This is a genomic window from Confluentibacter citreus (assembly GCF_002807055.1).
Classification (GTDB): domain Bacteria; phylum Bacteroidota; class Bacteroidia; order Flavobacteriales; family Flavobacteriaceae; genus Confluentibacter; species Confluentibacter citreus.
Genome location: NZ_NIXN01000007.1, coordinates 217,686 through 243,566 on the forward strand (window position 1 = coordinate 217,686; position 25,881 = coordinate 243,566).

The window sequence follows — 25,881 nt, forward strand, 5'->3', positions numbered from 1 at the left end:
TTTTAAAGCTAAACCAAAGGTATACAATTTAGGTTAACGTTTTATTATTGATTTGCTTTTAGTAAATTTTTAACTTGGACTTTATTGATAATTTCAGGAAAAAGTTCATCTAGAATAAACGTGTAATCTTCGTTATATTTCAAACCGTTTTTTAGATGAAACGTGCCTTTGTCAGATTCATTCAACGTGAAGTAAAGTCCTGCCAAACGGTATTCAATTTCAGCATTTTCAGGGTAAAAGTCAACTGCCTGTTCAAAATTAAAAATAGCAGCTTGGGGTTCACCAAGTTTAATTAAAAGGTCGCCACGGGAAAGCCACGTATTTAATTCGTAGTTACCTAATTCCAAGGTTCTTTTGTAACCACGTTCTGCTTCTTCAAAAAAACTTAAACGCTGATTTATTTGGGAATATAATTTCCAATAGATAACATGCTCTGTATCAATATTAATGGCTTTATTAATGAAATAAAGAGCACGTTGATAATTTCTTTTTTTGATATAAAACCTGGTAATGGCAATCCAACCTTTATCCAATGACGGATCTTGGTGCAAGGTTTTTTCGTAAAATTGGATAGCCATGTCAGTATTATTCAGTTTTTCGTAGCAGGTTCCTATACGAAGCAAGGCATAAGGGGTCGGGTCGTCTAATTTAAGTGTTATGGAATAGCTTTCTATGGCATCTTCAAAACGCTTCAATTTTTCTAACACCTTTCCTCGTTCAATATAAGCGCCAACAAACGTGTCGTCAGAAATGATAGCAAAATCATAAGATGCCAATGCTTTTTTATATTTTTTTAAGTCAAAATATTGTTTTCCCAGTTGGTGCCATGCCACTTCACAATAGGGGTTTTTATCTAAGAAGATATTGAGATATTCAATACATTCTTCTGCTTGGTTTAAAAAATCAAAACAATATACAACATTATAGAGTGCCGAATAATCTTCGAAATCTTCTTCAAGACACTTCATAAAATATGTTTTGGCCTCTTCATATTCATCCAAAAACAAGTATTCCATACCAATAAGGGAATAAACATCTACGGCATCATCTGTAAGCTCCAATGCTTTTTTAAGAACGTCTATGGCTTGTAAATGATCGTCTTTTTTGGAAAATATATTTGCTTTTTGGATGTAAATTTCCTCATTGTGAGGCTCTAAAATATAAAGTTCGTTCAACAGTTCATCCGCTTGAATCAGCTTATCTTCAAAAACGTATATTTCAACTTTGAACAGCTTTAAATTAACAGAAGTTGGATGTTGTTGTAAACCTAATTTTATGGCTTTTTTAGCTAGCGCTATTTTCCCTTCGTTGAGATAGTGATGAATGATGTTTTCAAATTCTTCGGAATCGAAGAACAAAACATGATTCGTTTTTAGCATCGATTCAAACTTGGTAAGCGGCAGATTGTCGTTGTCATCATGACTAAGCTCCATAAGCACATTTGTAAGTGTTCTTCACCAATAAATTTAAGGCTTGAATCGAATTTTTCGTAAAATTTGCGTAAATGTTTTTAACAAAGTAATGAACACTTTTGTTTATAGTGGTTTTGTGTTGATATTCAGAATGTTGAATGAGGTTATTTAATGTTCAATAGTGTTTAAAACTTCAATAATGATATTGCATCCTTTGATTATTTCATCATTTGATATGGTTAAAGGCGGTGTAATTCGTACTGCCTTAGGCTCAAAAAGCAGCCAAAACAATATCAAGCCAAGGTCTTGGGATTTAAGAATAACAGTATTTGCGATATCAGCCGAAGGTGTTATTAAAGCCAACATCAACCCTTTTCCTCTAATTTCTAAAATGAGAGGGTGTACCAAAAGTTTGCGTATAAGTTGTTCTTTTTCTAAAGCTAATGGCATTAAATCACTTTCAGTAATTTCTTTTAATGTTGCCAATGCCGAAGCCGCTATAAGTGGATGCCCACCAAATGTGGTGATGTGTCCCAATTTAGGATTTTCTGAAAGCAAATCCATGAGTTTAGTAGATGCTGTAAAAGCACCAATGGGCATGCCGCCACCTAAACCTTTGCCAGTTACTAAAATGTCTGGAATACAATTGTAATGTTCAAAACCGAACAATTTCCCTGTTCTTCCAATGCCAGGTTGTATTTCATCTAAAATTAAAAGGGCGCCAACGTCGTTACAACGCTGTCTAACCTTCTCTAAATACCCATTGATGGATTCTACAAAGCCCGCACTGCCCTGAATGGTCTCTAGTATAACACAGGACGTTTTTGTGGTGATGTGTTTTAAATCATCTTCGTTATTAAAATTTATAAAGGTCACGTCTGGCAATAAAGGTCTGTATGCTTGTTTGCGGTCTTCATAGCCCATAACACTCATGGAGCCCATGGTGTTACCATGATAGGCATTGTGGGCAGAAATTATCCCGCTTCTGCCAGTAGCTCGTTTGGCCAGCTTTAAAGCGCCTTCAATGGCTTCTGTACCAGAATTTGTTAAATAGGTTTTCTCTAAAGGATAGGGTAGCTGTTTCGCAAGCAATTTAGTAAGTTCTACGGCTGGTTTTTGAATATATTCACCATAAACCATAACATGCAGATATTTATCCGCTTGTTCCTTAATGGCGTTTATGACTTTGGGATGATTGTGACCCAAAGGGGTTGCGGATACGCCAGCCACAAAATCCAGATACGCTTTATTATTGGTATCATATATGTAAGAACCATTAGCATGGGAAATTTCCATTGCCAATGGGTGAGGGGTGGTTTGTGCTTGGTATTTAAAAAAATCTGATTTCATTATTTCTGACCGCCAACGGAATCATTTGCTGGAGTAATGAGTTGGTTTTCTTCTTTGTCTTTTACTCGTTGCGGTAAATTTCTAGATGCTTTTGGGTCTTTGTCCTTATCCGTTTTTTTACTGGCTTCATCTGCTTGTTCTATGCGTTCCAACATGCCTTCGTCAAAAAAATCTTCTTGTGGGATATAATCATCAAGACCTTTTATAACTGGCAAAATTAAAGGAGGATCGTCTTTAAATAGATCTTCAACACTTCTTGGGCGTTCTTCATCACGCCAATCAAATCCTTTTAAAATTTTTTCGTTTTCAGGATATAAAGATTCTGGAGGAATAGTTCCATCAACTTGATTTAACTTTATTACTTCATCAACTTGCTTATTTGATATTAGTATTTTGATGCTTCCCGATTTAGACTTGTCAATACCAATAAGTTCACCATCATCATCTCTCAAATAATAAATGGATTGGGCGTTTTTAATGATATCAATATTATATAACTCGTTATTATCATCAAATAACCCTACTAGACGCATGCCATTAATTTGATTATAGCCCGTTCCAATAGAGTCTTTACTTATCACAAAAGCATTATTAAAGACAACGAGCGAATCTAATTTTTCGGTTTTTGTATCTGATATCAAATGAATGGTATCACCAGTCATCTGATTTTCTATATTCCAAAGAATGGGTTTAAGTTTTACTGAAAAGGCATCATTTTGAACACCTTTTGATATATTTATGAGTTGGGTAAGTCCCGTTTCCTGGTTCATATGAATGGAATCTGCTTTCCCACTCATATCCGATTTATAAAGTTTTACATTTCTGAATACTCTGGTGATGCGCTTTTCGGGTTTACCTGTGACCATTAGCGTATCGCCGTGAATATAAATAGAATCATTTTCTTGAAGGGTAATAGCATAGGCACGTTTGGTTATGAATAGGGAATCTTTAGCTTTAAAAACCTCGGCATAATGTCCTTTCACAATGCTATTATTTAAGGTATCTGTAACTTTAATATTATTGGTTGCCGATGCAAAACTGATGTTATTGTCGAAATATAAACTATCACCTATAATTTCTCGATTGTCATAATCTATTTTGGCATTTTTCATGGCATAGCCAATCTTGGTTTTGGTATCATAAAAGCCTTTTTCACAATAGGTTTTACTTTCTTCGGTAACGATGGTTGAAGGCCCAAAAAGATAGGCGTGCCCCGTATCCGAATAAAAATCGAAATAATTGGAGTTAATGGTAGCGTCTTTATTAACCAATACAACATCTTGTACAAACTTGTATTTTTTAAGGTTCATATAATATCGGCCTATTTTACTGGTAATGGTTCCAGAGGTGTCCTTTACAACGGTCCCTCCGTTTCTGTAAAAAGCTTCTTGTTTTAAACGATCAAAATATAAAGTGTCTGATGTAATCGTGGAAGTCGGATCTTTCAATACAACATCGCCACTAGCAAATGCTAATTGTGTTAACCCACTATATTCAACATATTTTGATGTCATGGTAATAGTGTCGCCTTGTACCATTTTTACATTGCCAAAAGCCTCTATAAAATTTTCGGCACTGTATTGTATGGCTCTGTCGCACCATAAATTGATGTTTTCGTGAAGCACGTGAACCTGTTGGGAATCGTCTCTTGTTAAAACTTTTGCACCTGGGTTGGCCTCATCCATATTGACCCTTCCAGAATAAAGAATTTCAATCTGCTTTTTTTCTTGAGCATGCCCATATATGAAGGTTGCTAAAAAAATGAGTACGATAAAATATAAAGAATGTAGCGCTTTCAAACTGAGATTATTTGTAGCAAAAATAACGATTAATATGATGTTTAAGTATATTGAAACAAAAAACGCTCCAAAATATTTTGAAGCGTTTAAATTATAATATAGAATCGAGCTATCTAAAAATAGTTTGTTTTCTGTCAGGTCCAACCGAGACAATAGTAATAGGAATTCCCAATTCTTTTTCTAAAAATTCAATATAATCATTTAATGCTTTTGGAAGTTGAGAATCTTCAGACATAGCTGTCAAATCTTCCTGCCATCCGCTAACTTCTGTGTAAACAGGTTCTACGTTTTCAGGTTCTATGTTGTATGGGAAATGATGGATGAGGTTTCCTTTATATTTATAAGCGGTACATACTTTTAAGGTTTTAAAGCCGGAAAGCACATCGCCTTTCATCATCATTAATTGGGTAACCCCATTAACTTGACATGCATATTTTAAGGCTACCAAATCCAACCAGCCACAACGGCGTGGTCTGCCTGTGGTTGCTCCAAATTCCTGACCTACACGACCCATAGTGGCGCCATCTTCATCAAATAATTCTGTTGGGAATGGGCCAGAACCCACACGTGTTGTATACGCTTTAAAAATACCAAAGACCTCACCGATTTGGTTTGGTGCTACACCTAGTCCTGTACAAGCGCCAGCAGCTGTGGTATTACTTGATGTCACATAAGGATAGGTTCCAAAATCAATATCCAGTAACGATCCTTGTGCGCCTTCAGCAAGTATGGTTTTGCCAGATTTTTGTGCTTGGTATATATATTCTTCAGAATCAATAAATTTTAAAGATTTTAAAACATCAATGGCTTTAAAGAATTCGGTTTCAAGTTCTTCTAAATCATATTCAATTTTTGCGTCGTAAAACGCAATCATAGATTCATGTTTATCAGCTAAAGTTCTATAACGTTCTTTCCAATCGCTTAATTCCAAATCACCTACACGAATACCGTTTCTGCCGGTTTTGTCCATATAAGTTGGGCCAATACCTTTAAGGGTAGATCCAATTTTAGCTTTTCCTTTTGAAGCTTCACTAGCAGCATCGAGTAAGCGGTGCGTTGGTAATATAATATGCGCTTTACGGGAAATGAGCAAGGATTTTCTGTAGTCTATATTCTGCTCTTCCAATTTATTTAATTCACCTCTAAAAATAACAGGGTCTATGACAACACCATTTCCCACTAAATTCATAGCGTCATCATGAAAAATACCTGATGGAATGGTGTGTAAAACATGTTTTTTTCCATTGAAAACTAAGGTGTGTCCTGCGTTTGGGCCACCTTGAAAACGAGCAATGATATTGTATTTGGATGTAAGTACGTCAACAATTTTCCCTTTGCCTTCGTCTCCCCATTGTAATCCTAGTAGTAAATCTACCGCCATTGTAAAAAATAATTATTTAGTTGATTTTCTGTTTCCGTAAAAATAAAGCGAGTGTGTATTGATCTCGATATCGAAAACTTCTTCTATTGTTTTTTTTATTGATTGAATTCTTGGATCGCAAAATTCGATGACTTCACCAGTGTCTGTTAGAATGACGTGATCGTGTTGTCTATCAAAATAGGACTTTTCATAATGTGCCTGATTTTGACCGAATTGATGTTTTCTAACCAAGCCGCATTCTAAAAGTAATTCTATAGTATTATAAAGTGTAGCACGAGACACGCGATACTTTTTATTTTTCATGTTTAGATATAGTGATTCTATATCGAAATGCTCTTCGCTATTATAAATTTCTTGTAAAATAGCATAGCGTTCAGGTGTTTTACGATGCCCTTTATTTTCTAAAAAGCTTGTAAAAACACTCTTAACAATGTCTTGATTTTTTGTATCTGTTGGTAAACTCATAATTGCAAATGCAAATTTACACTTTTTTACACTCTATATACCTTATCGATGCCATTAATTTTTTTAAGCATTTCAACAACCTTTTTCAAAATGGTATTGTTATTTACAATAAGGTTTATTTTTCCAGAGAATAGGCCATCGTTTGTTTCAAAGCTAAGGCTTTTCATGTTTACATGCATATTTTCTGAAATGATTTTGGTCACTTCATTTACCAATCCCATGTGGTCTATTCCAGAAATCATGATGTATGCTGAGAATTCTTGTCGTGTTGAATCTACCCATTTGGCGGGCATAATTCTGTAGGCGTAGTTTGATTGTAGACTTAAAGAATTAGGGCAATTTTTTTTATGCACTTTAATGCCTTCACTGACCGTTACAAAACCAAAAACTTCATCACCAGGAATGGGGTTACAGCACGTGGATAATTTATAATCAAGTTTTTCCTCTTCTTTTCCAAAAACCAACGAGTCATAATTTGCCGTGATTTCTTCCTTATCTAATTCTTCCTTAGGAATGTTTGCTTTTCTAGAAATCTTATTTTTCAGGAAACTCATTAACGCATTGCTTCTAGAAGAAGCAAACTCTTTGAGCATCACATTATCTATAGACCCGATGCCTACACGATAAAAAAGATCCAAACTTGTTTTAAGCTTAAAGTATCGAACCATTTCGTTGATACTGTTTTCATTTAATGTTATTTTAAGCTGCCTTAACTTTCTTCTTAAAATCTCTTTTCCTTCTTCACCAATAATTTTTCTGTCTTCTTTTAAAGCAGATTTTATTTTTGCTCGCGCTTTGGCTGTAGTGGCATAATCCAACCAATTGGCATTTGGTTTCGTATTATCTGAGGTTAAGATATCCACTTGATCACCACTTTCCAAGACATGGCTAAGCGGGACTAATTTGCCATTTACTTTGGCGCCACGGGTTTTCATACCTACCTCGGTGTGGATATTAAAGGCAAAATCCAACGGTGTGGCACCTTTAGGCAACGATTTTAATTCACCTTTTGGTGTAAAAACAAATATTTCTTTAGAATATAAATTAAGTTTGAATTGTTCAACAAAGTCAACCGCATTTGTGTCGGGATTTTCAAGGGCTTCTTGAAGTTTATTGATCCAATTTTCAAGATTATCTTCTTTTTCGGTGTCCTGTTTATATTTATAATGAGCTGCATAGCCTTTTTCTGCAATTTCGTTCATGCGCTCGCTACGTATCTGTACTTCAACCCATCGTCCTTTTGGACCCATAACCGTGATGTGTAAGGCTTCATACCCAGTTGATTTGGGCGAAGAAATCCAATCACGAAGACGCACAGGATTTGGTCTAAAATGGTCGGTTACTATAGAATAAATTTTCCAAGCCAAGAATTTTTCAGTATTTTCATCGCTTTTGTAAATAATTCTAATAGCAAACTTGTCATACACTTCATCAAAAGATACGCCTTGTTTAATCATTTTTCTTCTAATGGAAAAAATAGATTTAGGACGCCCTTTTATGGTGTATTCCAAACTTTCTTTATCTAAAGATTTTTTTATGACATTACTGAACTCCTTTATATATAAGTCTTGCTCTTCCTTGCTTTCTTTTGTTTTGAAAAGGATATCGTTGTATGTATCTGGTTCTAAATATTTTAAACCTAAGTCTTCGAGCTCTGTTTTTATGTTGTAAAGACCTATTCTATGTGCCAAAGGAGCATAAATATACATGGTTTCTGATGCGATTTTGATTTGTTTGTCCTCTCGCATCGAGTCCATGGTCTGCATGTTATGTAGTCTATCTGCAATTTTAATGATGATAACACGCACATCATCATTCATCGTAAGAAGCATTTTACGGAAGTTTTCTGCTTGCAGTGACACATCCATACCCTGTTCTTTACTTAATGAAGAAATTTTGGTAAGTCCGCTAACAATTCTCGTAACGGTCTCCCCAAAAAGACTTTCAATGTCTTCAATAGCATAATCTGGGCTATCTTCTACAACATCGTGAAGTAAGGCCGCAGCAATGGATGTTGCATCCAAACCAATTTCTTGGGCAACAATTTTTGCAACGGCAATAGGGTGAAATATATAAGCTTCACCAGATTTTCTACGTTGATATTTATGTCCGTCAAGAGCAACCTCAAAAGCCTTTCGTATTAATTTTTTATCATCTTCCGTTAGCGTGGTATAACTAACACTCAATAACTCTTTGTAGGCTTTGGTAATGGCTGCATTTTCTTTTTCTATGTCTTCCTCTGTCATAGACTAAATGTAGTGTAAAGAATATTAACTGCCAACTAGCTTTTTTGTTTTTTAATATTTAATTTTTAAGTTCTAAGAATTTAAAAAAGCGATTAATTGGGATACAGCTTTGCCGCGATGACCAATGGAATTTTTAAGGTTTAAATCCATTTCGGCAAATGTTTTTTGGTATCCATTGGGTTTAAAAATGGGGTCGTAACCAAAACCATTTTCTCCTTGTTTGCTATTAGTTATTTCACCTTCACAAATACCTGTAAATACTTGTTGCTGATTGTTAATTTCTAATGCAATAACGGTTTTAAAATGGGCTTTTCTATTTGGGTTATCTTTTAAAGCACTTAACAACGTATTCATGTTGTCGTTTGCATTTCGTTGTTCGCCTGCATAACGCGCAGAATAAATCCCCGGCTCCCCATTTAATGCATCAACTTCAAGCCCTGTATCGTCTGCAAAACAATCGTAGCCATAGTGATTTTTTATGAATTCTGCCTTTTGTATGGCATTTCCTTTTATTGAGTTTTGGGTTTCAGGAAGGTCTTCAAAACAACCAATATCTTTTAAACTCAATAATTTGATATGTTGGGGCATTAAGGCTTGGACTTCTTTTATTTTATTGAGATTATTTGTGGCAAAAACAAGTTGCATAAATTTTATTTTTTTCAAAATTAAGACAATCAAAAAAATAGACTAATTTAGTTTCATTTTTTAACAATATATTATCTATGAAGGGACTTTTAACCATTGTGCTTTTGGTATTGAGTAATACGTTCATGGTCATTGCTTGGTATGGACACTTAAAGTTTGCCGAGTGGAAATGGTTCAACAAACTAGGTTTAGTAGCCATCGTGTTGATTAGTTGGTTTATTGCTTTGTTTGAATATGCTTTTCAGGTGCCCGCTAATAAAATAGGATTTAAAGGACATGGAGGACCATTTTCACTTATTGAATTAAAACTTCTGCAAGAGGTTATAACCTTGGTGGTTTTCGCGATATTCACACTCGTTTTTTTTAAAACAGAAACGTTTAGAACCAATCATATTATAGCCTTTGTGTTTTTGGTCTTAGCTGTTTATTTTATGTTTAAGAAATGACACTTACATGAATATTTATGTTTTTTTTATGATGGATGTTAGGTTAAAATGATTGTAAAAAATGTAACTTCACTGTATAAACAAATTAAATAAAAATTAAGTTATGATTGTAAATTTTGAATATGTAGGTGTTGATGTAAGTGAAACGTTATCAGCATTCACTGAAGAAAAATTGAGGAAATTATTTGATAGATATGAGTTTTTAATTAGTGCTACCGTGTATTTTAAGCAAGACGAAAATGAACGTGAAACTGGTAAAATTTGTAATATTGAGCTAAGTTTACCTGGCCCTAGAATTTTTGCCTCATCTAGCGAACCAAATTTTGAAGTATCAGTTAGAGAAACTATCAGTGATTTAGAACGTCAATTAAAAAAGAGAAAAGAAGTTTATAAAACGTATTAAATCAATTAATAATGAAGAATTAATCATTAGCGATGATGGTTTTATAATTTTCACTTTACATTTTTCATTATTAATTATTTTACCTGTGGTGATAGGGTTCATTCTTTAAAATGGTGAATCCTCTGTACAGTTGTTCGGTAAAAAATAATCGAATCATTTGATGGGAAAATGTCATTTTAGAAAGTGATATTTTCCCATTTGCTTTGTTATAAACCTCATCAGAAAATCCGTAAGGGCCACCAATAACAAAAACCAATTGTTTGATGCCAGAGTTCATGTATTTCTGTAAATATTCAGAAAACCCTACGGAATCATATTGTTTCCCATTTTCATCTAAAAGAATCAACACATCTGTATTACTAATTTTTCCCAATATGAGTTCACCTTCTTTTATTTTTTGTTGGGTTTCACTTAAATTCTTGGCATTTTTTATATCTGGAATGATATCCAATTGAAAATTAATATAGTAAGATAACCTATTTGCATAAACCTCTATTAAGGATTTCAAGTCTTTATCATCGGTTTTCCCTATGGCTAATAGCTTAATGGTCATATGGCAAAATTAGTATTTAGTATTTATGAATAATGGATTTAAATTAAAAAAAAATACAAAATTCGTAATTCCAAAATTTCAATTAGCCAATCAATTTCTTATTTTAGCGCAAACTTTCTAAAACAATGATAACCAAAGAACAATTTGAATACGAGATAGAATTAATAATTTCTAATGCTATACGGGAAGATGTAGGTGATGGAGATCATAGCTCTTTGGCATGTATTCCTGAAAATGCAAGAGGAAAAGCAAAACTTTTAGTGAAGGACAAAGGAATTATAGCTGGTGTTAACTATGCTAAACGCGTTTTTGCTTATGTTGATAAAACCTTGAAAGTAGATATTCTTATTGAAGATGGTTCTGAAGTTACTTATGGTGATGTGGTTTTGCATGTTGAAGGCTCGCCACAATCTATATTAAAATGTGAACGTACCGTTTTAAATGGTATGCAACGTATGAGTGCCATTGCTACTAAGACTAGAATGTTCTCAGATTTGTTGAAAGGCACAAAAACAAAAATTCTAGATACAAGAAAAACAACGCCTGGAATCAGAATGCTTGAAAAATGGGCCGTAAAAATTGGTGGTGGCGAAAACCACAGGTTTGGTTTGTTTGATATGATTATGTTGAAAGACAACCATATAGATTTTGCTGGGGGCATTACAAGAGCCATTGAAATGACCAAAGAATATCTTAAGGAAACAGGGAAAGATTTAAAAATCATGGTAGAAGCGAGAGATCTAACAGAGGTTAAAGAAATATTGCAAAACGATGGTGTTTATAGGATTTTGATTGATAATTTTGATTACGAAGACACTAAAAAAGCCGTAAAATTGATTGGTGATAAATGTTTAACGGAATCTTCTGGAAACATTAATGAAGATACCATTAGGCATTACGCCGAGTGTGGTGTAAATTATATTTCCTGTGGTGCTTTAACACATTCAGTCCATAATATGGATTTAAGCTTAAAAGCGATAAAATAACATTCAAAGACTTCATAGTTTAATTAGTTATAGGGCTTATGTAACTCATTATTTTAATAACTTTGCTTTAAACCCTTATGCAAATTATTAATGACCAAACCACTTGAAGACAAGCTAGCGAAAATTCCTGTTTTAAATGTATTGGTTCGTTTTTTTAAACGATTTAAATTACCGGGCCTTGAGGGTTTGTCTCTTTATGATTTATTGGAATTATATGTTACTGGTATCGTAAAAGGCGCCTTAACAACTCGGGCAAGTGCTATTGCTTTTAGCTTTTTTATGGCATTGTTTCCCTTCTTATTGTTTGTTCTAATTATTATACCGTATGTGCCCATCGATGATTTTAAAATCGATTTTTTAAAGTTTTTGGAATCTTATTTACCCACAAGTACATCGGAATTTTTCTTTGAAAACATTTTTGAGAATATAGACCAATCTCAAAGGGGCGGATTATTATCTTCTGTTTTTATTTTATCCATTGCTTTAATGGCAAATGGCATTAATGCGTTATTTTCTGGCTTTGAAAATTCCTATCACAGTCACATAACAAGAAATATCTTCCGTCAATATTTATACGCTTTAAGCATTGCTCTAATATTAGCATTTTTACTTATTATTATGATTGTGTTCTTGGGTTATTTTCAAATTTATGTTGTAGAAAAATTGCTTTTGTCCATCAATGATGGTACAGAAAACAAATTACAAATGGTTTTTTGGTTTAATACGGTTAAATATATGTTTTCTGTTATTATGGTCTATTTTGCTACGGCTGTTTTATACTATTTTGGTACAAGGGAAGGCAAAGATTCTAAATTCTTTTCTATAGGCGCGCTATTTACTACATTTTTGGTTGCTCTTTTATCATTCTTATTCGGTATATATATTGAAAGCTTTAGCAATTATAATAAGCTGTATGGGTCTATTGGAGCGCTTTTAATATTGATGTTTTATCTATGGCTAAATGCAAATGTTCTACTTTTAGGTTACGAGTTAAACGTATCTTTAAATAGGCTTAAAAAAAGGAAATAACGTATGCAGTATTTCGTTGATGTTATTATTCCTATACCGCTTCAAAAGTTATTTACTTATAGCATTACGAAATCGGAAGCAGATTTTTTAAAAATAGGCATGCGAGTGTCGGTTCCCTTCGGGAAATCTAAAATTTATACAGGCATCGTTTATAACATTCATAATGAAGCACCCACGGTTTATGAGGCTAAGGAGATCCATCAAATTTTAGATGATTCGCCTATTGTAAACCAAAAACAATTGCAATTGTGGCATTGGATAGCCGATTATTATATGTGTACCCTTGGTGACGTCATGAGAGCAGCCTTGCCTAGTGCATTTATTTTAGAAAGTGAAACCATCATTAGTAAGAATAATATTAAAGAGATTAATGAATCTACTTTAAAAGATGATGAGTTTCTGGTTTACGAGGCATTACAACACCAATCCTCATTAAAAATCCATGACATTGTTAATATTCTGGACAAAAAAAATGTATTACCAGTTATTAATAGGTTGTTGGAAAAAAATGCCATTCAATTAGATGAAGAAGTTTATGAAAAGTATATACCAAAACTGGTACGTTATGTTAAATTACACAATAATTTTTCTTCAGAAGCGGCACTTCATAAATTGCTGGATGATTTAAATAGAGCGCCCAAACAGCGACAAGTGATCATGACCTTGTTTTCTATCTCAGCCAAAACAAAAAAACCAGTAAAGGTATCGGATTTAACTACTGAAAGTGATGCGTCTCCTGCCATTGTAAAATCATTGATTGATAAAGGTATTTTAGAAGAATACCATATTCAAATGGATAGAATCCAATATTCTGGTGAAGCCAATGAAGATTCTAAAGACTTAAACGACTATCAGGCTATAGCTTTAAAAGAAATTAAAGAATCTTTTGCAACTCATAATATTACCTTGCTTCATGGTGTCACGTCTTCTGGAAAAACCGAAGTGTATGTTAAGCTCATTGAAGACGCCTTACAAAAAGGCAAACAGGTTCTGTATCTATTACCAGAAATCGCCTTAACGACGCAATTGATAACACGTTTGCAAAATTATTTTGGTGAACAGGTGTCCGTTTTTCATTCTAGATATTCCACCCATGAGCGTGTAGAGGTTTGGAACAATGTTTTAAAAAATGCAGCGAAAGCGCAAATAGTTCTAGGAGCACGTTCTTCTATGTTTTTGCCCTTCAATGATTTAGGACTTATCATCGTGGATGAAGAACACGAACAATCATTCAAACAATTTGATCCTGCACCACGTTATCATGCACGCGATACGGCAGTGGTTTTGGCTAATATCCACAGAGCAAAAACACTCTTAGGATCTGCCACACCAAGTTTGGAAAGTTATTATAATGCGCAGCAAAATAAATATGGGTTGGTTGAAATCAGTCAGCGGTATAATAATGTGTTGATGCCCGATATTGAATTGGTAGATATTAAGGATAAGCACAAACGGAAATTGATGAAGGGTCATTTTAGTGACCGGCTAATTGAAGAAATGGCTGATGCTTTAAAGAATGGACAGCAAGTTATATTGTTTCAAAACCGACGTGGGTTTTCGCCCATTGTAGAATGTAATACCTGTGGTCATGCACCTCAATGTCCAAATTGCGATGTTAGTTTAACCTACCACCAATATAGAGACCAATTACGTTGCCATTATTGCGGTTATGTAATGGCCATGCTGAAAAGCTGTATGGCTTGTGGGAGTTCTGAACTGGATAGTAAAGGTTTTGGAACCGAACAAATAGAAGAAGAAGTAAAAGCCTTATTTCCAGATTATAAAGTGGCTCGCATGGATTTGGACACCACCCGTGGTAAATATGGATACGAAAAGATAATTACGGCTTTTGAGCAATTGGAAGTTGATATTTTGGTAGGCACACAAATGCTTACCAAGGGCTTGGATTTTAGGAATGTGAAGTTGGTAGCCGTTATGAATGCCGATAATTTATTGAATTTCCCTGATTTTAGGGCACACGAGCGTAGTTTTCAGTTAATGTTACAAGTATCGGGTAGGGCAGGGAGAACCGATGTTAGGGGCAAGGTATTAATTCAAACCTATAATCCATATCATGCTATTTTGCAACAAGTTTCCAATACAGACTATATAGGAATGTTTAACGAGCAAATGAACGAGAGATATAATTTTAAATATCCACCCGTTTATAAGCAAATTAAAATCACCTTAAAACATAAAGATTATACTAAGGTAGATACGGCAGCTATATGGCTAGCCAAATCGTTAAGACAGGTTTTTGAAGAGCATGTCCTGGGGCCAGAATCGCCACCAATATCCCGGATTAGAAATCAGTTTTATAAAAATATTTTGGTGAAAATACCCAAAAAGCAATCCCTATTAAAAACAAAAGAAGCTATTATTAAAATTAATAACAGCTTCTTGAGTATTAAAGATTTTCGGTCAGTTAAGTTAATTATAAATGTTGATAACTTTTAGTGAAACTCATGTTTTATAAGTTTTTCGAAACAAAATAAAACATTGTAGTTGAACTTATCCCGATGAATATCGGGATCTCATTACCTTTTACTATAATATATATGAGAAACTAAAACATCCCGATAGCTATCGGGACAGTTTGACTAAGCAAGTTTCTATATATTATTCAAAGCATCGACAAGTTGCGTCTTTTTATTTCTACTCAACGGAATTTCGTAAGCACCCACTTCAACATTTTTACTGTTAAATCTGTCAATTTTATCAAGATTAACTATGTATGATTTATGGATTCTTAAAAATTTACCTTCAGGCAATTCAGATTCAAAAGATTTCATGGTAGACAATACCACAAGGCTGCTGTCTTCCGTTACCAGTTTCACATAATCGCCAAGGGCTTCAATCCATTTAATGTCTTTAATATATACCTTACGTTTTTTAAGATTGCTCTTAACAAAGATATGTTCTCCCTCTTCTTCGTTGAAGTCCTGTATTAATTTGTGTTGCTCTAAAGCTTTTTCAACAGCAACATTAAAACGTTCTCTAGTAATTGGTTTGTGTAAGTAATCGGTAGCGTCATAGTTAAATGCTTTAAAAGCATATTCTGTTTTACCGGTTACAAAAATAATTTGGGGTTTGTTGTTTAATACGTCCAAAAGCTCAAATCCGTTTAGCACTGGCATTTCAATGTCTAAAAAAATCAAGTCAACTTGGTGCGTATTTAAACCATTTTTAGTCTCTAAAGCGCTACTGTACTCTGCTATTAAGTTGAGATTGGGGTGATTCTCTACAAGCTTAACAATTGAGAGCCTTTGTATCGCTGAGTCGTCTACTACTACACAGTTTAAAGTCATAACATTATGATATTTCGGTTAAGATATCGACAATAGTACAAAAAATTCGGCTAAAAACCAAAAAACATCGTTAAACTGTTTAATTTAACTTTTTTTTAACATTTAATTGCTGACTCAAATATACTATAATTTTTATTGTTTTATATGTAGATAATAACTATTTTTGCACCCAATTTATAAACAATAAATAGAATTTTATGAATCATTATGAAACTGTTTTCATCTTAAATCCCGTTTTATCTGAAGACCAGATAAAGGAAACAGTACAGAAATACGAAGATTTTCTTGTTTCTAACGGCGCTAAGATGGTATCAAAAGAAGATTGGGGGCTTAAAAAATTAGCTTATCCAATCCAAAACAAAAAAAGTGGTTTTTATCACTTATTTGAGTACACTGTTGCCGGTGAGGTAATTGGTCAATTAGAAGTAGAGTTTAGACGTGATGAGCGTTTTATGCGTTATTTAACAGTAGCGTTAGATAAACATGCTGTTTCTTGGGCAGAGAGAAGACGAGATAAACTTAAACAAAAAGCTTAATTATGTCAACATCAATAGAACAACAATCTAAAGGTAAAAAAGACGGAGAAATTAGATATTTGACCCCGTTGAACATTGAAACCAACAAAACTAAAAAGTATTGTCGTTTCAAAAAATCTGGTATTAAATACATAGATTATAAAGACCCAGATTTCTTATTGAAATTTGTAAATGAGCAAGGTAAAATTTTACCAAGACGTTTAACAGGAACTTCGTTAAAGTTTCAAAGAAAAGTGTCCGTTGCCGTAAAAAGAGCGCGTCATTTAGCTTTAATGCCTTACGTAGCAGATTTATTAAAATAAAATAGCATAACTATGGAACTTATATTAAAACAAGACGTTGAAAATTTAGGATTTAAAGACGATGTTGTAACAGTTAAGAACGGTTATGGTAGAAACTTTTTAATTCCTCAAGGACAAGCTGTTATGGCTACAGCTTCTGCTAAAAAAGTATTGGCAGAAAACCTTAAACAAAGAGCTTATAAAGAAAAGAAAATTATTGATGAGGCTACTAAAATTGCTGATGCTTTAAAAGCATTGGAAATTAAAATAGCTGCTAAAGTTGGTTCAGGTGACAAATTATTTGGATCTGTTGGAAACATTGATTTAGCTGAAGCTTTAGAAAAAGAAGGTCATTCAATTGATAAAAAATTCATTACTGTTGCAACTATTAAACGTACAGGTAAATACAACGCCGTCATACGTTTACACAGAGCGGTAACTGTAGATTTGCCTTTTGAGGTTGTTGCACAAGCAAACTAATCTTTTATAACATATTTTAAAAGCCTCAACAGTGTTGGGGCTTTTTTTATAAATAATTTTTGATGAAGTACACAAGACTTACTAAAGAACAATTTGAGGAATTGCACCAAGAATTCATTAATTTTTTGGCAACACAGTCCGTTACCGCTGATGAATGGAGCAATTTAAAGGTAAACAGACCAGAGTTGGCGGAAATGGAACTGGATGTTTTTAGCGATTTAATTTGGGAAGGTGCGTTGAATGCCGCTAAGTATTTAGAGCATTTATCGCCAAACCAAATGCATTTGTTTCATTTGAATGATAGCAATATGCGTGTTATTGGTGTAAAAGTGAAGAATGATAAAGACATCACCACGACTGAAGGCTATAATTGGTTGCGTGACAATTTGATGAATGACGATGTGGAGTTTTTACAAGCTAAAAAAGATTATGGCAATGATAAAAACCTTGACAAGTTTAAGTTGATACAGCAAGGTGCCGTTATTACCAAAGGCGATTTGTTTAGATATTTTGATAAATTGATAAATTGAACGTCATTGCGAGGAGGCACGACGAAGCAATCTGCTAAATCCTAGTTTCGCATCATGAGATTGCTTCGTGCCTCGCAATGACGATGAGGAGGAGGAACGACTAAAGCAACCTGTTTATACTAGTTCGTCATTATGAGATTGCTTTGTGCCTCGCAATGACGTTTTTCATTATTATTTTTGTAACTGTTTTGTCATTGCGAGGAGGCACGACGTGGCAATCTCATAATAGATTAACTATATTATTATAATTCAGTTTCAATATAAGAGATTTTTTCGCTTTTTAATTAAAAAGTAATATAATGCATTACTATTTCGTCATCATTAATTATTTTTGATGTTCCTATACAAGTAGGAAATCGAAGATTCAACGGAGTTAATCCGCTTGATATAAATACTAATTTTAAAGAGATACCTGCCTTCGCAGGCATAACTATGGCCCAAAAACCAAGCATCCCAAAAGGAACCCGGGATTTTAACCCAGAACAGGTAGCAAAACGCAATTATATTTTTAATATCATTCGTGGCGTATTTGAAACCTTTGGATTTCAACCCATTGAAACACCTAGTTTTGAAAATTCTGAAACCCTTATGGGAAAATATGGTGATGAAGGGGATCGATTGATTTTTAAGATTTTGAATTCTGGGGATTATTTGGATAAGATTCCTCAAGAACAACTAACAACTAACAACTATCAACTATTAACTAAAAACATCTCAGAAAAAGCCCTGAGATATGACCTAACCGTCCCATTCGCACGTTATGTAGTACAACACCAAAACGACATAGAATTCCCATTCAAGCGTTACCAAATCCAATCTGTTTGGCGCGCGGACAGACCACAGAAGGGCCGTTTTAGGGAGTTTTATCAATGTGATGCCGATGTGGTTGGAAGTGATTCGTTATGGCAAGAGGTGGAGTTTATTCAATTATACGACACTGTTTTTTCAGCATTAAAACTTGAAGGCGTTACCATTAAAATCAATAACCGTAAAATATTATCTGGGATTGCTGAAGTTATTGGAGCATCCGATAAGTTAATCGATTTTACGGTTGCTTTAGATAAACTCGATAAAACAGGCGAGGAGAAGGTAAAAGAAGAGATGTTTTCCAAAGGTATTTCAGAAGTTGGGATTTCTAAATTACAGCCTTTATTTACTTTATCAGGTTCTTTTGAATCGCAAATAGACTCTTTAAAAACCATATTATCATCTTCCGAAGAAGGCAAAAAAGGGATTGATGAACTATCGTTTATAAATTCAGCTATTTCTGAATTAGGATTAACTACCGCCACATTACAACTAGATGTTACGTTGGCGCGCGGATTGAATTATTATACAGGTGCCATTTTTGAAGTCGCTGCTCCAAAACAAGTGCAGATGGGTTCTATTGGAGGCGGTGGACGCTATGATGATTTAACGAGTATTTTTGGATCAAATAGTCCAATGAGTGGAGTTGGAATTAGTTTTGGATTGGATCGTATTTATTTGGTATTGGAGGAATTGGGATTATTTCCAGAAACCGTGACTAAAAACATCGATGTATTGTTTATTAATTTTGGCGATAAAGAAGCCTTATTCAGTTTAAAAGCCATCAAACAATTACGATTACAAGGCATTCACGCCGAATTATACCCCGATGCCGCTAAAATGAAAAAGCAAATGGCACATGCCGATAAACGTGCGATTCCATTTGTGGTTTTGGTAGGCGAGGAGGAAGTGAATTCCAATACATTTACACTTAAAAACATGGTTTCTGGCGAACAGTCTAAACTAGCACTTCAAGATTTAATATCAGAAATAAAAAAAGAGTCTTAAATATAAATAAGACTCTTTTTATTAAATGAAAACACTAATTAATTTAGGACTATTTTTTTAGTAAGTCCACCTTGGTCGGTTTCTATGGCTACGATGCCATACTTAATTTGACTAATTTGCAATGGAATTTTGATTAGTTTGGAATTGACCTGACTTAAAGTAAAAACTTTTTGTCCGTTGAGATTATAAACATGAATATTTTTAACGATGTATTTGTCGTTTGTATTGATATACAATTGTTGTGAGTCATTCAAATAACTTATTTTGGTATCTTTCAAGGTTATGTCTTCAGTGCCAAGTGTTTTTGCAAAAAAGGAGTTATTTTCACTCTTAAAAGCTAAATAAAAACGATTTAAATAATCACCTTTTGGTATGGTGGCAGCATAGTTGACATCGTTAATTTTAGTATATGTATTCAATAAGGCATCATAAATAAATAAATCGATAGGAGCATCAAAATTTTCTAATCGATTCAAGGAGATTTCAATATTACCATTTTCAGACATGAATAAGCCTAGAGGATATTTTTTAGAGTCATCAAAAGCTCCCACTGCTTGAGTGGTACATCTTAAGTCATTAATAATCCAATTCAGGTCATAAGGATAATTGTCTCTATTAATGGCATCAAATCCGTAATCATAATTATCGCTTGCGGAATTATCTTTTGTAAAAGCAAATAACAAATGCCTTACATAGCCATTAGGCATATGAAAGTCTATTCTAACTCGTTGGATGTTGCTAGTTGGGGTAAGTGCCTCTAAACTGGTAGTAAAACTGCTCATTACCATAAATAACAAGCACAATAAGTAAAAGTGTATTTTTGTGGTCATTAGATTTGGGTTTATAATGAACAATCCTTGATTATATTTATCAAAGATACAAACAATTACGGGTAATTATCTTTTAAAAGTAAATATAATCGATGAAATACACTATTTAAAATAAAAAAGTAAGAAAAATATATAAATTATACATAAAAAAAGCTACCCAATTTCTTAGGTAGCTTTTTTTAAATTTTTAAAGTAAAAATTATTGATTTATAATCACTTTTTTACTAATGGTTCCATAAGAAGAAACAACTTTAACGATATAATTTCCTTCTGATACATTACCGACGGAAATTCTAATATCATTAGAGATGCTAGGCAAGTTTGTTTTGTTCCAGGATTTTAAAGTTTGTCCTAATATATTCATTAAATACACTTGATTAACTTCTGTATCAGGTGACGTTTGTATCAATATTTCCTTAGTGTTGCTTAAATAGTTTATTTGGAACTGATCTAATGTTTCATCCGTTAGAGATAGCGTCTTATTATTCTTCATAAATGTTATAAAGAATCTGTTTATATGATTGCCAGCCTCCAGATTGGCAGTATACTTAGTATCTTTATCATTTATCTTGGTATAGGTTTCCAATAAACTATCATAAATATAAACTTTAGTACTTGGGTCTATATGCTCCATTTTAGGAATAGATATCTCAACTGGACCTGCTTTTTTAAGGAATATACCAAACGGGTATTGTTTTGTTTCATCAAAAGCACCAACACCCTGAATTGTATATTTATCATTATTTATCATAAACAACATGTCACTAGGCAATGTTTCGAACACCTTGGCATCATAACCATAATCAAATCCGTCGGAAGCTTCATTATTAGCAGTAAAAGCTAATAACAAATGTCTTCTAGCACCTTCAGGCGATTTAAATTGGAATCTAATCCGCCTAATGGCAGTGTCATCCACAGCTGGATTTGAGCCACTCTTCGCAGTAGAACTACTTGGTTTTAAAAATCTTGAATCGTCCGGATTTTGTTCAGTTTTAAAGATTCTTTGGCTATTTTTAAATCTAACTTCATTGGATATTTTATTAACATTCGCTGAATGAACAAAGAAGCCTTGAGCCACTGGAATATAATCACCAGGCTCTAATAATGAAGATCCGCCTCCACTAATTCCATAACCATCTGTAGTGGTTAAGGGAGAAGATACGGGAGGCACACCGCCTGCTAAAGTATATGTAGCATAACCTCCTTGATAGTCTCTTAAAACATGCGTATTATTAGTTGTATAATGTATCCAGAAATAAAGAGTCCCATCAATACTGCCTGTTGTTGTTGGATGAGCTGTTGTAGGCATATCTAAACCAGTAATAGGATCTGGGAAAGGGCTAATTAGTGGTATATTGTCTTTAATAAATTCTCTGGCATCGATAGCAGACGGATATGGGTTTCCAATTAATATCTCATTGCCTATATTTACAGAATTAGTAATCACATTGTTATTTGGTTTACCTATGAATGTATAGTTTTGGTATGCATTGCTAGATCCGCTTCCTTTCATGGTATAGCCTAAACCTGCTTTGATAGGTAAGTTTTTATTCAATTTAACCCAACTAGAATAGGTATTAGAGGTTCTATTTTCAAAAGTCCATAACCAATATTCCGGTATAGATATAGGATTGGTTGGCGAAGCATCATAGCCACTAGGTCGCCAGTTTATTGTCTGCGGATTATTTGTATTTGTACCATCCAACTTGTTATTAAATAAGGTTGCCGGCATGTTATTGCTGGTGGTATTTTTGGCACCTACAGGCGACCCCCAGTAGTTATAGTTAAATTTATTTACAACCCCTTGTTGGTCACGTTCAATATCTCCCGAACTTGTTACATCTAGAATGCTTTCGTTAAACTGAATGGTGGGGTTGCCACCTGTATTATAGCGTTTTTGCACTAACTGCGATTCACCAACCAAATCAATTTTCCCGTCAAGTTTTAAATAATGGGTTATCCAAAGGCCATGACCTAGATTGGTTTCATCTTGGGCACCAGCGCTATTGGTGATGGTTAATTCATTAGTTTTAACAAATAAGCCTAATAACGTCAGATCTTTTGCATTGGAAGTTATGTTGTGGGAGGTCTCAACAATATTCCAATCGATCTTGGTTCCGTTTACGGTACTATTTGGAGGGTACCAAACAACAGGTTGTTCCCAGGTGCTATTGGTTTCCCATAAGCCATTGTTTGCCGATCTGTATGGCAGTGGAGCTGTTTCTTCTTGGTCAGAGTAAATATTTCTCAATCGACCACTCAAACTACCTTTTGTTGGCGTTAAATAGCCGCAATTTAAATCCATGCGATAATAGCCATCTAAATTGGACCATAGCAATGGATTATCCTCAATGCCATCTTGTGTGGCGTCTTGACCATAAATTTTTAATGGAATGATTTCCCCCATAACATCATCGGCACCATTCAGCTTTATTTCTTGATTCATCATTTGATGAATATGTTCAACATCCAAAGCCTTATTCCATATTCTTAGTTCATCAATCCAGCCATGATAATAATTAACGGGCTTGTTGGGAGGATTATTAGCTTGATCCGTAGCACCTAAAATACATTCCATGTCATTAGGGGTAGGAGCACTACCATTAGCACTTGCTTTTTCAACCCCATTCATGTATAGTTTATAAGTACTGCCATTAAACGTTACAGCAATATGATGCCATGTTGTTGCGTCGATAGCATTACTTGAAATGGAATTATTGTCCCAATGGAATTCTACAGAGTTTCCATTTAATCTTAAATCGTATCCTGTAGATAAATCATTGGCATTACGTTTAGATAAAATACTTTGGGTACCAATTAAATCTTCTGGTTTCACCCACATTTCAATACTAAAAGGCCCTGTTCTATCATAATTGTCTTTAAAAGTAACATAGTCATCTATACCGTCAAAATCAATCTGGCTACAACTATTGATAGTCACTTGTACATTACTGGAACATTCATTAACGGTCCAAGTAAGAGTATATGTCCCAGGTACACCTGTAAAGATAGCATTAGGGTCATTTACGTCAGAGAATGAGTAATTACTGATTCCACATGCGGTAGGAAATGAGGTTACAGTCCAAGTTCCAATTTCACCAGTACCAGGGTAATCTGGAGAGGCAGGAGCCGCATTAGGAACTTTATAATTACCATTCCAAACACCATTGTCATAATTTTGTTGAGCTGTAAGTGTATTATCGTAAGCATGCAGTGTTACAGTATCTTCACCACACTCATTAGTAATTGGAACTATATTTTCGCCTGCATAAGATAATGTAGCTTCAATGGTAATAAACTCAGTACCAGAAGTATCATTACTTCTACAACCATTAATTAAGGATGTTGCCCCATAATTTTGCACACCCGGTGTGAGAGGACTTATATTTACACTAGATCCAGTATTAACCACTACGCCAAAATCATCCGTCCATTCAATTTCTTCATCAATTGGGTTGTTAGGGATCTGAACATTATCTAATGCCCAAGAACTTCCTATGCTACTTCCTGCTTCAAAATAAAAACGAATCCTTATATTATTTAAGCCTATGTAATTTTGCAGATCAATTTCTATTGGAACAAAATTCTCCATATGAGTGCCAGCACCAGATGTTGATGGCCCAGAAAAATCATGAGGTAAACCATTAAATGTATTTATACCAGGGTCTAGTGGATTTACTAAAGGATCGTAAGTGTTGCCTCCATCAGTAGAAATTTCTATTTTAATTTCCGCACTAGCTTGTAAAAAGTATGCGGTATCAAATGTTAATGTAGCATCAGTTAGGCCATAAGTGCTAAAAATAGGTGTTTCTAAGGATGACCATGTATTCCCCCATGGCTGACCTTGTCTTCTAATATTTCTTAAATCACCATGTACAATAACATATTTAGGATCTGTTGCATTGTATAGGGTTCCAGAGGCATCCCTGCCGCCAGTCTGATTTGTAATTTCTGCCCAAATAGAATTCTTTTCACTACTATTACTTGCTGGAAGTTTCCATTCATCAATACCGTTTATCCTCCATCCTTCGGGGTTAGCAAAATTAAATAATCCTCCTTCATTCAATTCAGAATTAACGCCATATTGACTTTCAACTTCAACCAATACAGATTCTCCTAAACAAATAGTCAAATCTGGATTATTTGTTATAGTAGGAGGTATATCAGGAGGTATTACAGCTATAATAGCTATAGGTGAAAACCCTAAACAATCACCTACATTTATCACTGCTCTTAACATGGTGGTAACTTGAACATCCATTAGTGTATATGTTGTAGTTGTATTGGCAATTGTAGACCAATTACCGCCACCATTTGTAGAATACTCCCAACGTGCAATATCATCGTTTAAAGCTGGATCTATGCCAGATAAAGTTAAAAGAACGTCTTGTTGAATAGTATCGCCAGTAACAGGGTCTATTGGGCAAGCGGTTATTTCAATAACATCGGAAGCATCAGCAGAAGTTTCTGTTTGGACATTATAACCCGTAAGTGTCCCACTATCAATAGTAGGTGCATTTACAGTAATAATGGTTTCGCATGTATCGGTATTACCTTGACTGTCTGTAACCGTTAAAGTCACTGTATTGGTACCAATATCGCTACATCCAAATGAGTCTTTGTCTAAGCTAAGTGTTATGGGGCCACAGTTATCTGTAGAACCGTCATTAATTTGACTTGGTAAAATTGTGGCTTCACCAGTTACTCCATCTAGGGTAACAGTAAGTGTGTATGGAGCAATACAACTTGCAATAGGATCGATAGCATCGTTAACAGTTATTGTTTGTGTTACGTTCCTGCTATTTCCAGCATTATCGGTTACACTATAAAGTCTAGTAACCACTACAGGGCAAGTACCAGATGGTGTATCACTAACCCATGCCACCTGTGGATTGGCGGTACAGTTATCAGCTTCATCAATAACAACATTAATATCTGGTGCAGGTGCAGATCCAGAAGCTACAATTGGAGCAGGGTTAGAGGCTGTTGGAAATTCATTGTCAATTACTGTAACGGTTTGATTACAGGAATCAGATTCATTGCCATTTTGGTCTGTTGCGGTCCATACTACGGTTGTGTTTCCAACAGGAAATACATATGTAGTAGGATTTATTATTGTGCCTCCAACTCTAGCTATAAAAGTAAAGTTGCCAGATGTTGTACAATTATCAGATGCTGTTGGTATTCCTATGTTAGCTGTTGTTGAGCAGTTTCCTGCACCATCATCAGATGTGTTTACTGTTACTGGAGCTGGGCATGCAATGGTCGGGTCGATATCATCCTGCGCTGTTATCACCACTGTCTGAACATCGGTATTGCCCGCGGCATCGGTTGCTGTAACGGTAATGTTTATGGTTCCCCCGTCCACGGCGGCCTGAGTGGTGCC

The 25,881-nt window shown here is 34.5% G+C and carries 21 protein-coding genes; 10 read left to right on the plus strand and 11 right to left on the minus strand.

Translation table 11 applies throughout. The features are described from left to right. Window positions 1-44: 44 nt before the first annotated feature. The 7 genes from CDH49_RS13795 to CDH49_RS13825 form a co-directional block, all read right to left on the minus strand. Window positions 45-1,433, minus strand: a complete 1,389-nt coding sequence (locus CDH49_RS13795) for a tetratricopeptide repeat protein (RefSeq protein WP_100616119.1) — start codon at window positions 1,431-1,433, stop codon at window positions 45-47. Between the two features lie 147 nt (window positions 1,434-1,580). Next, a complete protein-coding gene (locus CDH49_RS13800) occupies window positions 1,581-2,762 on the minus strand; it encodes an aspartate aminotransferase family protein (protein WP_100616120.1) in 1,182 nt (393 codons plus the stop codon). Then, a complete protein-coding gene (locus CDH49_RS13805) occupies window positions 2,762-4,561 on the minus strand; it encodes an OstA-like protein (RefSeq protein WP_239970670.1) in 1,800 nt (599 codons plus the stop codon). Before CDH49_RS13805 ends, CDH49_RS13800 begins: the two co-directional genes overlap by 1 nt. A 109-nt stretch (window positions 4,562-4,670) precedes the next feature. Further along, window positions 4,671-5,942: an adenylosuccinate synthase gene (locus tag CDH49_RS13810; protein ID WP_100616121.1), complete on the minus strand. Its 1,272-nt coding sequence runs from the start codon at window positions 5,940-5,942 to the stop codon at window positions 4,671-4,673. A gap of 12 nt (window positions 5,943-5,954) precedes the next feature. Further along, window positions 5,955-6,407, minus strand: coding sequence for a Fur family transcriptional regulator (locus CDH49_RS13815; protein WP_100616122.1), 453 nt, complete (start codon window positions 6,405-6,407; stop codon window positions 5,955-5,957). Window positions 6,408-6,433: 26 nt separating this feature from the next. Further along, on the minus strand, window positions 6,434-8,653 hold the full coding sequence (locus CDH49_RS13820; RefSeq protein ID WP_100616123.1) for a RelA/SpoT family protein: 2,220 nt from the start codon (window positions 8,651-8,653) through the stop codon (window positions 6,434-6,436). Between the two features lie 72 nt (window positions 8,654-8,725). Continuing rightward, the gene (locus CDH49_RS13825) at window positions 8,726-9,298 is read right to left on the minus strand and encodes a non-canonical purine NTP diphosphatase (RefSeq protein ID WP_100616124.1); all 573 of its coding nucleotides are present in this window, start codon (window positions 9,296-9,298) and stop codon (window positions 8,726-8,728) included. A gap of 77 nt (window positions 9,299-9,375) precedes the next feature. Between CDH49_RS13825 and CDH49_RS13830 the strand changes: the two genes are divergently transcribed. After that, window positions 9,376-9,744, plus strand: coding sequence for a DMT family protein (locus CDH49_RS13830; RefSeq protein WP_100616125.1), 369 nt, complete (start codon window positions 9,376-9,378; stop codon window positions 9,742-9,744). A gap of 103 nt (window positions 9,745-9,847) precedes the next feature. Next, window positions 9,848-10,147, plus strand: a complete 300-nt coding sequence (locus CDH49_RS13835; RefSeq protein ID WP_100616126.1) for an HPF/RaiA family ribosome-associated protein — start codon at window positions 9,848-9,850, stop codon at window positions 10,145-10,147. A gap of 79 nt (window positions 10,148-10,226) precedes the next feature. Here CDH49_RS13835 and rlmH read toward each other — a convergent pair whose 3' ends face one another. Beyond that, window positions 10,227-10,700 (minus strand): 23S rRNA (pseudouridine(1915)-N(3))-methyltransferase RlmH, encoded by a 474-nt coding sequence (gene rlmH, locus CDH49_RS13840; protein WP_100616127.1) that lies wholly within the window; start codon window positions 10,698-10,700, stop codon window positions 10,227-10,229. Window positions 10,701-10,825: 125 nt separating this feature from the next. Between rlmH and nadC the strand changes: the two genes are divergently transcribed. The 3 genes from nadC to priA all read left to right on the plus strand — a co-directional run bounded on the left by nadC (window position 10,826) and on the right by priA (window position 15,172). Beyond that, a complete protein-coding gene (gene nadC, locus CDH49_RS13845; protein WP_100616128.1) occupies window positions 10,826-11,686 on the plus strand; it encodes a carboxylating nicotinate-nucleotide diphosphorylase in 861 nt (286 codons plus the stop codon). A gap of 90 nt (window positions 11,687-11,776) precedes the next feature. After that, complete coding sequence (locus CDH49_RS13850) at window positions 11,777-12,715, plus strand: YihY/virulence factor BrkB family protein (RefSeq protein WP_100616129.1); 939 nt, start codon at window positions 11,777-11,779, stop codon at window positions 12,713-12,715. Window positions 12,716-12,718: 3 nt separating this feature from the next. Further along, window positions 12,719-15,172: a replication restart helicase PriA gene (gene priA, locus CDH49_RS13855; RefSeq protein ID WP_100616130.1), complete on the plus strand. Its 2,454-nt coding sequence runs from the start codon at window positions 12,719-12,721 to the stop codon at window positions 15,170-15,172. A 155-nt stretch (window positions 15,173-15,327) separates the two neighbouring features. Here priA and CDH49_RS13860 read toward each other — a convergent pair whose 3' ends face one another. Continuing rightward, the gene (locus tag CDH49_RS13860; RefSeq protein WP_100612563.1) at window positions 15,328-16,023 is read right to left on the minus strand and encodes a LytR/AlgR family response regulator transcription factor; all 696 of its coding nucleotides are present in this window, start codon (window positions 16,021-16,023) and stop codon (window positions 15,328-15,330) included. A 197-nt stretch (window positions 16,024-16,220) separates the two neighbouring features. On the opposite strand from CDH49_RS13860, the gene rpsF reads away from it, so the two are divergent. The 5 genes from rpsF (at window position 16,221) to hisS (ending at window position 19,665) form a co-directional block, all read left to right on the plus strand. Continuing rightward, window positions 16,221-16,559 carry a 30S ribosomal protein S6 gene (gene rpsF / locus CDH49_RS13865; protein WP_100616131.1) on the plus strand — a complete coding sequence of 113 codons (339 nt, stop codon included), beginning with the start codon at window positions 16,221-16,223 and terminating at the stop codon, window positions 16,557-16,559. Window positions 16,560-16,561: 2 nt separating this feature from the next. Continuing rightward, window positions 16,562-16,861, plus strand: a complete 300-nt coding sequence (rpsR, locus tag CDH49_RS13870) for a 30S ribosomal protein S18 (RefSeq protein ID WP_100612565.1) — start codon at window positions 16,562-16,564, stop codon at window positions 16,859-16,861. Between the two features lie 12 nt (window positions 16,862-16,873). Further along, the gene (rplI, locus tag CDH49_RS13875) at window positions 16,874-17,320 is read left to right on the plus strand and encodes a 50S ribosomal protein L9 (protein ID WP_100612566.1); all 447 of its coding nucleotides are present in this window, start codon (window positions 16,874-16,876) and stop codon (window positions 17,318-17,320) included. Window positions 17,321-17,382: 62 nt separating this feature from the next. Next, a complete protein-coding gene (locus CDH49_RS13880) occupies window positions 17,383-17,850 on the plus strand; it encodes a DUF6495 family protein (RefSeq protein WP_100616132.1) in 468 nt (155 codons plus the stop codon). Window positions 17,851-18,282: 432 nt separating this feature from the next. Continuing rightward, window positions 18,283-19,665 (plus strand): histidine--tRNA ligase, encoded by a 1,383-nt coding sequence (hisS, locus tag CDH49_RS13885; protein ID WP_100616133.1) that lies wholly within the window; start codon window positions 18,283-18,285, stop codon window positions 19,663-19,665. A 38-nt stretch (window positions 19,666-19,703) separates the two neighbouring features. Here hisS and CDH49_RS13890 read toward each other — a convergent pair whose 3' ends face one another. Next, window positions 19,704-20,495, minus strand: coding sequence for a hypothetical protein (locus CDH49_RS13890; protein WP_157805326.1), 792 nt, complete (start codon window positions 20,493-20,495; stop codon window positions 19,704-19,706). A 199-nt stretch (window positions 20,496-20,694) separates the two neighbouring features. Then, window positions 20,695-25,881: LamG-like jellyroll fold domain-containing protein (locus CDH49_RS13895; RefSeq protein ID WP_157805327.1), on the minus strand; the 5,187-nt coding region annotated here is incomplete at its 5' end.